Below are 12,504 nucleotides of genomic sequence, written 5' to 3'. Positions count from 1 at the left end.
GACGAAAAGGATGAAATAGATGAAGATTGTCGGTTACCGCAAGAAGGATCAGGACGCCGTAACCGTGGGTGTTCTCCGGGACGGCTTCGTTCGACCGCTCGCCGCACTCGAGGAATTCTGGAGCGACGCGGCCGGCTGGGTGGCACGGGCGGAGCATCTCGAGGCGCCGGAGATCGACGTCACGCTCGTCAGCGTGGTGCCGCCGGTGCCCGACTCCGCCCGCGTCATCTGCGTCGGCCTCAACTACAAGGCCCACGCCGCCGAGGGCGGCTTCACCCCGCCGACCCACCCGACGCTGTTCGGGCGGTGGACCCCGTCGCTCAGCGTCGATGGCGCCCCGACGCCGGTGCCGGCCAACGAGGCGGGCCTCGACTGGGAAGGTGAGGTGGCCGCGTTCATCGGCACCCGGCTCGAAAGCGTCGACGCGGCCACCGGCCAGGCCGGGGTGCTCGGCTACGCCTGCTTCAACGACCTCACCGCCCGCACGGCGCAGAAGCTGACGGCGCAATGGACGCTTGGCAAGAACGGGGACCGGTCCGGCCCCCTGGGCCCGCTGGTTCCCGTCGGTGAGGTCGGGGATCTGTCCGACGGTCTGCGGGTGCAGACCCGCGTCAACGGAACAGTCGTGCAGGACGGCAACACCCGGGACCTGATCTTTTCGGTCGGCGAGATCATCGCCCTCATCAGCGAGACGTTCACCCTGCACCCCGGCGACATCATCGCCACCGGCACCCCGGAGGGCGTCGGTTACGTGCGGAACCCACCGTGGCTGCTCGGGCCCGGCGATATCGTCGAGGTGGAGATCGACAAGATCGGCGTCCTGCGGACCCCGATCGTCGATGCCAGCGGAAGGAAGGGCGCATGACCGACAACGCGTCCGAGGTAGCGCGGACCCCGGTACTGATCGCCGGCGGCGGACCGTCCGGACTCGCGGCCGCGCTCGAACTGGCCCACCACGGGGTGGCAAGCCTGGTCGTCGAACCGAGGGTCGACGTCGACGCCGAACGCCCGCGCGCCAAGACCACCAACGCTCGCACCATGACGCACCTGCGGCGGTGGGGACTGGCCGACGAGGTGCGTGCCGCGTCGCCGCTCCCCGTCGAGTGGGCGCAGGACATCGTGTTCTGCTCGACCCTGCTGGGCCACGAGATCACCCGGTTCGAGAACGGTTTCCAGCTCGATGTTGCCACTCCGACGCTGGCGCCCGAGCGCGGCCAGCAGGCACCGCAACCCGTCGTGGAAACTGTGCTGCGGGCAGCGGTGCAGCGCAGCGAACTCGCCACCCTGCAACTCGGCGCCCGCGTCACGTCGCTCGAGGAACTTGCCGACGGCACCGTCCGTGCGACGGTCGAAGGGCCGGGACCGACCCGAACGGTCGTGGCGGACTACGTCCTCGGGTGCGACGGCGGCGCGAGCGTCGTGCGCGAGTCCATCGGCGCCCGGTTCGAGGGCACGTCCGGTGAGCGCCCCAATCTCAGCATCCTGTTCCGTGCGCCGGGTCTGGCGGAGCGGGTGCCGTTCGACAGTGCCGTCCATCACTGGGTGATGGCGCCCGGGGCGGCGGGCATCGTGGGCCGGCTCGACCTGTCGGACACCTGGTGGGCGATCGTGCAGGGCGTCGACGTCCGGGACGAGGAGGTCGACGCCACCGCGCTCGTGCACAGCCTGATCGGTGAGYCGGTCCCGGTCGAGATCATCGCCACCGACCCGTGGGTGGCACGAATGTTGCTGTCTGACAGTTACCGCAAGGGCAGGGTGTTTCTCGTCGGCGACGCCGCGCATCTCAATCCGCCGTGGGGCGGGCACGGGTACAACACGTGCATCGGTGACGCCGTCAACATCGCCTGGAAGATCGCGGCGACGCTGCGCGGCTGGGCCGGGCCGCAGCTGCTCGACAGTTACGAAGCCGAACGCCGGCCCGTCGCCGCCCGCACCATCGCCGAAGCCGGAGCGCAGGAAAAGGCTCTGGCACACCACTTCTCCACCGTCGAGATCGGTCAGGAAGGCCCCGTAGCGGAGGAGGCACGCCGTCGCACCGCAGAGGCGCTGGCCGTGAAGAAGAGCGAATTCCACTCGCTCGGACTCGTTCTCGGCTACGCCTACACCGACTCACCCGTCATCATTCCCGACGGGTCGACGCCGCCGGCGGAAGATCCCGTGGAGTACGTGCCCACCGCGTGCCCCGGAGCGCTACTGCCGCACGCGTGGTTGGGCGACGGTCGTTCGCTCTACGACGTTCTCGGCCCGGAGTACACCCTCGTCGTGCTGGATGCCGCGGGATCCTCGCGGCACACCGCAGAACTCGACGCGCTGACGGCGAAGGCCGCGGAACTGGGCGTCCTGCTGACGGTGCTACGGCTGTCCGACACCGGGGGAACTCTGGGCAGCCTCCTCGGCGGCCCCTTCGTCCTCGTCCGACCCGACCAGCACGTGGCGTGGCGGGGCGGCGACCTCGCGAACGCCGAGAAGGCGATCGACATCGCCGCGGGATGGTGACGAAACCTCCCCTCGCCGAACGCTGCTCCACCTCCACTCTCGAGAAGGAAGATTCACGTGTCTGCTCTCCATGAGGCGCCCCAGACGGCGACCAAGCTGCTCGTGACCGCCATGGGTTTGATCGATACGTTCGACCCCCGGCAACGGGCGACCGCGATCATCGACGACTTCGACGACCCGCGACGGCTGAACTGGGACATCATCCCCAAGCCGGACCGCACCGGCATCCCGCTCCACCAGCTGGACCGTCACCAGAAGGTGCTGGTGTGGGATCTGATCCGGTTGGCCGTGCCGCTGCGCACCTTCACGAAGGTGCTGTCGATTCCGCAACTCGAGCACGTGCTCCGGGACTACGAGCAGGATTTCCTCGGACCGGCACTGCAGACATGGCGCACGTCGGATTCGTACTTCCTGACGTTCTTCGGCCGGCCGGGTTTCGAGGACACCTGGACGATGCGCTTCCTCGGTCACCACGTGTGCCTCAACCTGACGATCGTCGACGAGCGGTGGATCTCCGCCACCCCGGTCGCGCTGGGCGCGCAGCCCACCGAGTACGACGGCGTGCTGAAACCGCTGGCCGACGACGAGGGCCTGGCCTTCGACCTGCTGGCTTCGCTGGACGACGAGCAGCGCGGCCACGCCGTCATCCATGACGTCGCGCCGGCCGACTTCGTGACCCGGCAGGTGCCGCGGATCGGGGCCTACGAGTACCCGGACCATTACGACCTCGGCATGCCCGGCTACACCATCACCGACGCGGACCGGGTCGCCCTGAAGTTCGTCCGCGACCGGCCGTCGGGCATCAGCGGCGCGAAATTGTCCGGTGACCAACAGCAAGCGCTGCTGGGGCTCGTGGACTGCTACCTCGAGCGACTGCCGGAGGAGGCCGGCGAACGCCACCGGCAGGCCCTGCGAGATGGGGGTATCGACCGGGTGTTCTTCGCGTGGGCCGGTGCGCAGAAGCGCGGCGCACCGCACTACTTCCGCGTCCACACAGACCGGTACCTCATCGAAGCGGTCAACGCCGTCGGCGGTGGAAATCACCTGCACACCGTGCTGCGGGACTTCGACAACGACTTCGGCCACGACCTGCTCGCACTCCACGCCGGGACCGACTCGAAGTGGGGCGGCGGGCACCTGAGCAGCCGGACGGTCTCCAGCGAACAGTCCGATCCGCACCTCGAACCCTGAGTGCCGCTCGGCCCCGCACAGCGCTGAGCGGGGCCCACTCCGGACTGCACGCCTCTGACCTCGGAGTGTGAGACTCGTCAAGTTTGCCCATTTCGGTTTCCTTGTTGCCTGATCAGTGGCGACACTGGTGAAGCAGGCAATTTACGTGAACGAAACAATGAGGTGAATCGTGTTGGGGCGCTCGAAGGCAACCGTGGTGTACTCGGTGTCGGGTCGACCGTCCAACCCGTTCGCACGACCGGTCGATCGCTACGCGGCCACCCTGAGATCCGTCATCGCTGCACTCGCCGGTATCGCGATCGTGCTCGCCGCCGTGATGGGCACCTGGCAATGGAACCAGGAGAGTGCGCGGGCCGCGCAGCAGCGCGCCACCACCACCCTCGTCAAGGCCGTCACCAGCACCGACGCCCCCATCACCATGTCGCCCCGCGGCTCGGTCCGGACCACTCCGATGGTCGAGGCGACGTGGTCCTGGACCGCCGAGTCGCGCACTCAGAGCATCGAGGTCCCCTCGGGGACGCCTGCGGGCACCGAGAAGACCATCGCCGTCGACGCGGACGGCAACTGGGCAGGCCCGAGGGTCACCACCTCCGACGTCGTCAGCAGCGCTGTCGCGGCCGTGCTCCTCACCCTCGCGGCCAGTGCGCTGCTCCTCGGCATGGTGTGGGCGATGTGCGCCCGCGCCGTCGAACGCCGCCGCCAGCAGTACTGGGACGAGAGCATCCGCAGGCTGTTCGCCACCTACAGTCGCTGATCCTTCCCTCGACGGTCACCTCCTGATTGCGCCGTCCCCACGACGGTTTCGGTGCGCTCGCTCCGGGCTATTCAGGTGATGCCGAGGAAAGGTGGAGCCATGTCCGACAGGGATGCTTCCATATTCGAGAGCGAGCGGGAGCTCGACGAGGATTCCGTCCGGAACGCTCAGCGAACCGTTGCCCACCACTCGATCGACGCCGACGATTGCCGGATGCTGCTCGCTGCGCTCGGCATCCCCCTCGTCCGCGAGACCGACAAACAGACGCTCTCCGGCACGGCCGGCGCCGAAGCACTGTGACCTGCTCACAGTGACGTCGTTGTGACTGCTCACAGTGACTTCGTGGTGACCTCCTCACAGTGACTTCGCAGCGAATCTCCAGGGTGCCCGCACCGGGGGCCGTTTGTATGGGACCCAACCCCGAAACAGCCCTTGGAGGTCCCCATGACCAACAGCCCGCGTCACCACCACGCCGAAGAAGTGCACGAGCACGATTGCGGTCTCAGCCATGACCTGAAGTCGATGTTGTCGCGTCGCCGCGCCCTGTTCGTGTTCGGCGCCACGGGAGCGACCGCGCTCGCCGCCTGTTCGACGGCAGGCGGCGAGCAGGCGGCGAGATCGTCCTCGACGACCGACGCGGCAGCGACCACGGCGGACACGGCGAGCGACGGCACGTGCGTGGCGGCGGCGCCGCAGGAAACGGCCGGACCGTATCCCGGTGACGGGTCCAACGGCCCGAACGTCTTGGTCGAGTCGGGGATCGTGCGCCAGGACATCCGCAGCAGCTTCGGTGCGTACTCCGGGACGGCGGAGGGCGTCGCGACGACCATCGAACTCGACCTACAGGACCTGACGAACGACTGTGCGGCGGGCGCCGGAATGGCCGTCTACCTGTGGCACTGCGACCGGGACGGCGAGTACTCGCTCTACGGCAAGGGCATCACCGAGCAGAACTACCTGCGCGGCGTCCAGGTGGCGGATTCGGCGGGCAAGGTGTCGTTCACGTCGATCTTCCCGGCCTGCTATTCCGGGCGCTGGCCGCACATCCACTTCGAGGTGTTCGACACCCTCGAATCGGCGGTGGCCGGGGAGGACGCCCGTCTGACGTCGCAGATCGCGGTGCCGGAGGACCCGTGCGCCACGGTCTTCGCGTACGACACCGGCTACGCGAACAGCGTCTCCAACCTGTCGAAGGTCTCCCTCGACTCGGACAACGTGTTCGGCGACGGCTGGGACGCCGAACTGGCCACCGTGACCGGCGAGCCCGCCACCGGCATGACCATCTCGATCACGATCGGCGTCGCCGAGAAGTCGGCGAACACGCAGTCCGCGCCGGCCGGTCCGGGTGGGGGCGGCGGACAACCGCCGGCAGGGGCGCCCGGCCGGTAGTGCCGGCCCGTCAGCTGACGTGCCACCCCGGAGGTCTGTCGAGTTCGTTCCATTCGCGGGTCAACCGGGCCTGCTGGCGGCGGGACGCAACCCAGTGGACGATCAGGAACAGGAGGCAGTAGCCGCCGGTCGACGCCACCCAGATCCCGCACGCGACGCTCACCGCCGTGGCGGCGTTCTGCGAACCGGTCTCCGGTGCGGCGACGAGGTCGCCGTTCGGGCCGAGCCAGACGGTGACGGTCTGACCGGCCTTCGCACCCGCTGCGGTGGGAACGTCGGCGGTGTGCGTCTGCCCGTTCACCGACCACTGCACCCGCGCGTGGGCTTGGTACTGCGGTGCCGCGGACAGGGCCTCGCCGGCGCTCCCGCTGCGGGAATCCTCCACGAGCGTCGCGGGGGTCGAGTGCTGGGTGGCGAGTTCGGCCTGGGTCTGATTGTCCAGCCGCGAGTACGTCTCGGTTCCGACGGCCGCGGCCAGTGGAATCATCAGGAGCACGAAGACCACCCCGACGAGGACCAGCGCGGATCGCAGTCGGTCGCAACCCCGCATGAGTGGGTTGCGGCTCYACGGACCCAGACGCCACAGGCGTATCGGCGCTGCACACGTTTCGCTCATCGCGCACCTCCGGGTGGTTGCCCACCACCATTGTGCAACCGAAACGCCTGCGCGTGTAGGGCCTTCTGTCAGGTCTTCCTGCCTGGCCTCGATTCGCGCCCCGCCCGCCGAGTCAGACCTTTTGCACGAGGTCCGGCCACGGAGGACGGCGGAGCATGGCGAGGGTGGCGATCACGGCGGCCGCCAGTCCGATGAATTCGCCGAAGAGCGCTACCCGATTGCCGTCGACGGCGGGCTCCCACGACACGGTGCCGCCGTGGACGACGAAGACGCCGACCGGCGCGGGGCCCAGGATGCCGCGATATCTGGTCACGGTGAGGATGGTGGCTCCGTCGGTCGTCTCGTAGGGCTCGCCGTAGATCCGCGCGGCGGCGTTCGCCTCCGACTGGTTCACCACGTCCCGAAGTTTCACCGCGACTCCTCTCGCTGTCCGATCGAAGACCGATCTCATGATGGCACTCGGGCCCGCCCCCTACGGGGCATTCCCGGATCGCGAGTCAGGCACCGACGCCGGCGAAGGCCTCGGTCAACGCCTCGATGCCTGCGCGGACCGTGGGCCGGTCGTTGTCGGCGCGGCGGAGTGCGTAGATCTCCCGCTCGAGTGTGGGACGCACGGGGACGATCGCGACGTTGTCCGGCACCCAGACGCGGGCCAGGCGCGGTACGAGGGCGGCGGCGAGTCCGTGTGCGACGAATTCGAGTTGCGCCGCGAATTCGGGTGCTTCGTATCGGATGTCCGGTTCGATGCCGCGGTTGCGCAGCGTCTGCACCAGCCAGGTGTGGAACACCGCCCCCTTCTTCCACGTCGTCCACGGCATGTCCGCGATCTCGTCGAGGTCGACGTGGTCGCGGGATGCGAGGGGATGGTCCCGGGACAGTGCGACGTCGGCCGAGTCCCGGTGCACCAGGGTGTGCACGGCGTCCTCGGGGAGGTGCAGGGGCATCGTGACCCAGCTGTCGACGACGGCGAGGTCGAGTTCGCGGCGCACGATCGCCGGTATGAGTTCCTCGGTCTCGCCGGCGGAGAAGCTGACCGTGAGTTGCGGGTGCCGGCTGCGCAGCGTGGCCACCGCGGTCGGCACGACGACCCTGCCTGCGGAGGAGAACGATCCGATGCGCAGTTCGCCCACCACGTCGCGATCGAGGGAGACGACCTCGGATTCGGCCTGCGCCAGCAGTGATATCGCTTCCTGCCCCCGGCGGGCCAGGAGCCTGCCGGCGTCGGTGAGCTGAACGCCGCGGCCCGCGGGCACCAGGAGTGTGACGCCGACCTCGCGTTCGAACTTGCCGAGTTGCTGCGACACCCCGGACGGTGTGACGTGCAGGGCACGCGCTGCGGCACCGATCGAACCGTGTTCGGCGACGGCGCACAGCGCGCGGAGGCGCTCCAAACTCAACATGGTAGTAATGCTACTGCTTTCATGACACGACTATTCACTTGTTGTAATGGTTGGCGGCTCGGAGAATTCTCTGTGTGACTACTGCCCTCCGTTTGCGTCCCCGTGCCCTCGTCAGCCCCTCGTTCAGCATCGCGTCCGTGGATCCGCGACTGCTCGTTCTGGCGGGTGCGGTGGCAACTTCGCTGACCGGCAGTCTCATCAAATTGTCCGGGGTGGAGCCGGCCACGTCGACGTTCTTCCGGTGTGCGCTGGCGTTGCCGATCCTCGGTTTCCTCGCCCTGCAGGAGTTTCGGCGGCACGGCGGCATTCCTCTCCGAGTGATCGCCGCCCAGGTGCTCGGCGGGATGATGCTCGGTGTCGACTTCGCACTGTGGGCGCGATCGATCCAGATGATCGGGGCCGGGATCTCGACGGTCGTCGTCAACGTCCAGGTCATCGTCGTGCCACTGCTGGCGTGGATCGTCTTCCGTGCGCGGGCGCCGCTCCGGTTCGTGGTGGCGGTGCCGTTCCTGTTCGCCGGAGTGGCTCTCGCCGGCGGAATCCTCGGCGGCAGCGGCGAGGGCGACCAGTTGTTCCTGGGAACCCTGCTGTCGCTGGCCGCGGGCGTGGCCTACGGGATCTACATCTTCGTCATCGGCCGGGCGGGATCCGCGCACCGGGCGTCGTCGCAGGTGTTCGTGTCGACGATCGCCGCGGGCGTCGTCGGGACCGCGGTGGGATCGCTCTGGGGAACGGTGGACCTCACGCCCGGCTGGCCCGCGCTGGGTTGGTTGGCGGCGCTGTCGCTGAGCAGCCAGGTGCTCGGCTGGGTCCTCATCGGATTCGCGCTGCCGAGGCTCGCCGCCGAGGTGGGTGCCACGCTGCTGCTGCTCCAGCCGGTCCTGGCGATGCTGTTCTCCATCGTGATCGTGCACGAGCGTCCGAGCATCGGGCAGTTCGCCGGCTGCGCACTGGTCGTCGCGGCGGTGTGGATGGTCACCCGGGTGCGACCGGCGGGCCGTCGTTCGGTGACCGCGCGCATCGCAGAATCACCCGCGGTACGACCCGTGGTCAGGCGTTCCACCCCGTCCGCAGTGACGGTTCGTCGGCCGGCGGCTCGGGCGGGTGGTGTCGCTGCTTCGCGGTGTACAGCTCACGGTCGGCCCGTCGATAGAGCGCGGTGAGCGGGTCGGACTCTCCGGTGCACGACGCGACGCCGAAGCTGAACGAGGTGGGGCTCTGCCGCGCGAGTCGCACCATCACCTCGGGCAGCTCGGCGTGGTGCTCGCCGACCATGCAGCTGACGAACTCGTCGCCACCGACCCGGGCGAGCAGGGCGCCGCGGGGCAGGTGCGCGGCGAGGTAGTTCGCCAGATCAACGAGAACGGCGTCCCCCGCAGCGTGGCCGTAGTGGTCGTTGGTCGACTTGAATTGGTCGACGTCGATGAGCGCCAACGTGACGGAGGCCTGCTCCGTGCCCGCGCTCTCGAGCGCGTCCCGGAACGCGAGTTCGAACCCTGCGCGGTTGAGCAGGGCGGTCAGTGCGTCGGTGCTGGCCGATTCGATCAGCGTCCGGGTCAGTGATCCGAACATCTCGGCCGCACCGATCACACAGGTGACCGCCACGACGAGAACGGCAGCCTTCACGGTCGCCGTGTCGACGTCGACGGGCACCAGTGTGAAGGCGGTGGGAGCGAGAACGACCCCGACCGCCATGAATCCGGAGAGGCAACCGACGAGGAGCCTCGCCTGCAGTTTCGGGTAGAACACGACGAAATACATCGCCAGGAACGTCGCCGCGATTGCGCAGAGCAATTGGGCGGCGGCAAGAATGAGACCGGACATCACGATCGGTGTGGCGAGCAGTGCCGCCGCGGTGCTGACCTGGTAGGCCCGCCGTCCCGGCCTGCGTCCGCCCCGGTACAGCACCACGAGTGCGATCACTCCGAGGAGGATGCCGGCCGAGCGCGCGACGACGGTCTCCGGCCGGATCGGCAACCCGACCATCGGAGGCAGGACGAACCCGGCCAGGTGCAGCGCCGTCGTGATCCACAGGTAGCGGCGCAGGATGCGCGGCTGATAGTCCTGAAGGACCGTGTCGACGGACGAAGCAGCGAGGGGCCTCACTCTGGCAATTATCCAGGACCGGTCCCGGGAAAGGCGGGGCCTTTGGTCACCGCCCCTCCCGGGGAAACTCATCAGCGGGTCGTGGCCGCCGGGATCGGCACGGCGTCGTCGTGCCACGGCGGTGTCTGGATTCCGGCGCCCTCGTACATCGGGAGTCGAATGTCGCTGCCGTACCGGGCGATCTGGTGCCAGGGGCGGTTGAGACCGAACGTGCCGTAGGTGCGGACCCGGGTCACGGCGTCGAGGTCGAGGGTGTCGACGAGGACCTCCTCGCCCGAGCCTGCCTGCTGGCGGATGATGCCCTCGGGGTCGACCACCACGCTCGCACCGACGCCGGCCGGGTCGGCGCCGTTGACGTTGACGACGTAGACCTGGTTGGTCCAGGCGTTGGCCCGCGAACAGACGAGTTCCATCTCGCGGTCGCGGGTGGTGGTGAGGGTGGGTTGGATGATCACTTCGGCGCCGAGCCACGCGAGTTGGCGTGCGGTTTCGGGGAAGGAGCCGTCGTAGCAGATCGCCAGCCCGATCCGGCCGGTGCCGGGGATGTCGAAGACGACGAATTCGCTGCCGGGTGCGGTCTGCTCGTAGGGCTGCCAGGGGAAGACCTTGCGGTAGCGGGCCACGACCTCGCCGAGCGGCGACACGGCGACGGCGGTGTTGTAGATCCTGTTGTCGTCGCGCTCGTAGAGGCTTCCCGGTACCAGCCACAGGCCGGTCTCCTCGGCGAGCGCGCAGATCCGGTCGAGGTGGGGGCCGTCGAGCGGCAGGGCCACCCGGTCCATCCAGTCGGCGCGGGACTCCAGGAGGGGTGCCTCGGCGGCCAGCAGGAGTTCGGGGACCACGACGAGTTCGACGTGCGGGAAGGTGTCGCGCACGGCGCGGATCTGGTCGGCGAACCGCTGCCAGGTGGCGTCCACGTCGAACGCGATCGGGGCGGTCTGGATGGCGGCGATGGTCAGTGTGCGCATGGTTCAGTCCTCTGTGACGGTCAGTCGGGTGACGGCGGTGCGGCCGTCTCGGAAGAAGCGGCGGAAGCGGGTGCGGACGAGCACCATCGCGACGGCGCCGACGGCGATCGAACCGACACCGAGCAGGAACACCCCGCCGATGCCGTGGAACGAGGTCGCCCCGTAGTCGGGGGCGAGCATGTCGTGGGCGCTGCGCGCGAAGGCGGCGAGCATGATCGCCGCGCCCAGTGCGGGCAGGATGCCGCGGAGGAACAGGTCGCGCGGGGAGTCGTTCAGGCGGTGCCGGAAGTGCCAGACGCAGGCGAGGCCGGTGACGCCGTAGTAGAACGCGATGAGCAGGCCGATCGACAGGATGGCGTCGCCGAGGAAGTTGCCCGAGACGAGCGTGAGGGCGGTGAGCAGGACCGCGGCGGTCGCCCCGAAGAACACGGTGCCGAACGCGGGGGTGCGGTAGGTGGGGTGAATGCGGGTGAAGGCGCGGGGCAGTGCGCCGTGAGCGCCCATGGAAAGGGTGGCGCGTGAGCTCCCGATGACACAGGTGAGCAGCGCCGAGATCGCCGACACGCAGATGGCGAGTTCGACCACCTTCGACAGGCCCGCGCCGAGAACCGGTGGCCCGAGCGTGGCGAGTACGTCGCCCGCGTTGTCCGGATTGCCCAGGCCCAGCCCGTCGGTGCCGATGCCGGCGAAGCTGATCGCGGCGAATCCGGTGAAGAGATACGTGCCCAGTAGGACGAGCGTGGAGATCACCGCGGCCTGACCCGGGATGCGGTCGCTGTCGCGGGTTTCCTCGTTGACGGTGATCAGGGCGTCCCACCCCCAGTAGATGAACAGGCACAGCAGTACCGCCTCGGCGAAGGGGCCGAAGCCGCCGAACGCGAACGGGTTCAGCCAGGACAGGCTCGGTGCGGACGCGCCGGTGCGGGCGAACGCGGCCGCTCCGAAGCCGAACAGGGCGACCAGTTGCAGCCCCAGCAGCACGTATTGCACGGATGCGGCGAGTTGCAGACCGCGGTAGGCGATCGTGGTGACCGCGGCGACGAGCAGGACGGCCGTGACGATCACCGCGACATCGTTGGTCGCCAACGAGTCCAGGCCGAGCAGCGTCAGGAGGTACCCGGCTCCGACCCGGGCGAGTGCCGTCATCGCGATGAGGGTCGCGATCTGCACCACCCAGCCGCCGGACAGCCATCCCGTGTGCGGGCCGAACGCGCGGGTGGTCCAGACGAACGTGGTGCCGCAGTCCGGCATCTCCCGGTTCAGCTCGCGAAAAGCGAACGCGGTCAGAAGGATCGGCACGAATCCGAGAAGCAGGGCGGCGGGTGCGAGGTTGCCGACGACCATCGTCACGAAACCGAGGGTGACGGCGATGCTGTAGGCCGGCGCGACCGACGACAGGCCGAGCGCGACGGCGGCGAGCAGGCCGACGGAACCGCCCTGCAGGCCCTTCCCGGTGGGTGCCTTCGGTGGGTCGAGGCTTGTCTCGGCGTCGGTGGGGTTGGTCGGCACGGTGACTCCTGAGCTCGGATGGATTCTTTAAACAGAAATTTAAGAACAGTGTGATCTACCTGTCAACAGCTGGGC

Annotated in this window: 13 protein-coding genes; 7 read left to right on the top strand and 6 right to left on the bottom strand. The window is 68.7% G+C overall.

Annotated elements, in window-relative coordinates; all coding sequences use genetic code 11:
• Positions 1-19 precede the first annotated feature (19 nt).
• The 6 genes from AC1DWT_RS21615 to AC1DWT_RS21590 all read left to right on the top strand — a co-directional run bounded on the left by AC1DWT_RS21615 (position 20) and on the right by AC1DWT_RS21590 (position 5,830).
• Entirely contained in the window at positions 20-865 is an 846-nt protein-coding gene (locus AC1DWT_RS21615) for a fumarylacetoacetate hydrolase family protein (RefSeq protein WP_477922113.1), read from the top strand.
• Positions 862-2,496, top strand: coding sequence for an FAD-dependent oxidoreductase (locus AC1DWT_RS21610; RefSeq protein WP_477922112.1), 1,635 nt, complete (start codon positions 862-864; stop codon positions 2,494-2,496). Before AC1DWT_RS21615 ends, AC1DWT_RS21610 begins: the two co-directional genes overlap by 4 nt.
• A 57-nt stretch (positions 2,497-2,553) precedes the next feature.
• A complete protein-coding gene (locus AC1DWT_RS21605) occupies positions 2,554-3,687 on the top strand; it encodes a DUF3500 domain-containing protein (RefSeq protein ID WP_072949542.1) in 1,134 nt (377 codons plus the stop codon).
• Positions 3,688-3,856: 169 nt separating this feature from the next.
• Complete coding sequence (locus AC1DWT_RS21600; protein WP_072949540.1) at positions 3,857-4,441, top strand: Rv1733c family protein; 585 nt, start codon at positions 3,857-3,859, stop codon at positions 4,439-4,441.
• 99 nt (positions 4,442-4,540) lie between these two features.
• Positions 4,541-4,741: a hypothetical protein gene (locus AC1DWT_RS21595; RefSeq protein ID WP_072949538.1), complete on the top strand. Its 201-nt coding sequence runs from the start codon at positions 4,541-4,543 to the stop codon at positions 4,739-4,741.
• Positions 4,742-4,885: 144 nt separating this feature from the next.
• Positions 4,886-5,830, top strand: coding sequence for a dioxygenase family protein (locus AC1DWT_RS21590; RefSeq protein WP_477922109.1), 945 nt, complete (start codon positions 4,886-4,888; stop codon positions 5,828-5,830).
• Positions 5,831-5,840: 10 nt separating this feature from the next.
• Here AC1DWT_RS21590 and AC1DWT_RS21585 read toward each other — a convergent pair whose 3' ends face one another.
• The 3 genes from AC1DWT_RS21585 to AC1DWT_RS21575 all read right to left on the bottom strand — a co-directional run bounded on the left by AC1DWT_RS21585 (position 5,841) and on the right by AC1DWT_RS21575 (position 7,846).
• Positions 5,841-6,446: an Rv1733c family protein gene (locus AC1DWT_RS21585; protein WP_477922108.1), complete on the bottom strand. Its 606-nt coding sequence runs from the start codon at positions 6,444-6,446 to the stop codon at positions 5,841-5,843.
• 112 nt (positions 6,447-6,558) lie between these two features.
• A complete protein-coding gene (locus AC1DWT_RS21580) occupies positions 6,559-6,858 on the bottom strand; it encodes a hypothetical protein (protein WP_206014305.1) in 300 nt (99 codons plus the stop codon).
• Positions 6,859-6,943: 85 nt separating this feature from the next.
• Entirely contained in the window at positions 6,944-7,846 is a 903-nt protein-coding gene (locus AC1DWT_RS21575) for a LysR family transcriptional regulator (protein WP_095865649.1), read from the bottom strand.
• A gap of 74 nt (positions 7,847-7,920) precedes the next feature.
• Between AC1DWT_RS21575 and AC1DWT_RS21570 the strand changes: the two genes are divergently transcribed.
• A complete protein-coding gene (locus AC1DWT_RS21570; protein ID WP_477922107.1) occupies positions 7,921-9,009 on the top strand; it encodes a DMT family transporter in 1,089 nt (362 codons plus the stop codon).
• Here AC1DWT_RS21570 and AC1DWT_RS21565 read toward each other — a convergent pair.
• The 3 genes from AC1DWT_RS21565 to AC1DWT_RS21555 form a co-directional block, all read right to left on the bottom strand.
• Positions 8,897-9,952: a GGDEF domain-containing protein gene (locus AC1DWT_RS21565; RefSeq protein WP_477922105.1), complete on the bottom strand. Its 1,056-nt coding sequence runs from the start codon at positions 9,950-9,952 to the stop codon at positions 8,897-8,899. The genes AC1DWT_RS21570 and AC1DWT_RS21565 overlap by 113 nt on opposite strands.
• A gap of 71 nt (positions 9,953-10,023) precedes the next feature.
• Positions 10,024-10,920, bottom strand: a complete 897-nt coding sequence (locus tag AC1DWT_RS21560; RefSeq protein WP_477922104.1) for a carbon-nitrogen hydrolase family protein — start codon at positions 10,918-10,920, stop codon at positions 10,024-10,026.
• Between the two features lie 3 nt (positions 10,921-10,923).
• Positions 10,924-12,429, bottom strand: a complete 1,506-nt coding sequence (locus AC1DWT_RS21555; RefSeq protein ID WP_477922102.1) for an APC family permease — start codon at positions 12,427-12,429, stop codon at positions 10,924-10,926.
• Between the last annotated feature and the right edge of the window lie 75 nt (positions 12,430-12,504).

This window comes from Rhodococcus sp. P4_B6, from assembly GCF_056402215.1.
This window is presented reverse-complemented; position numbering and strand designations above follow the sequence as displayed.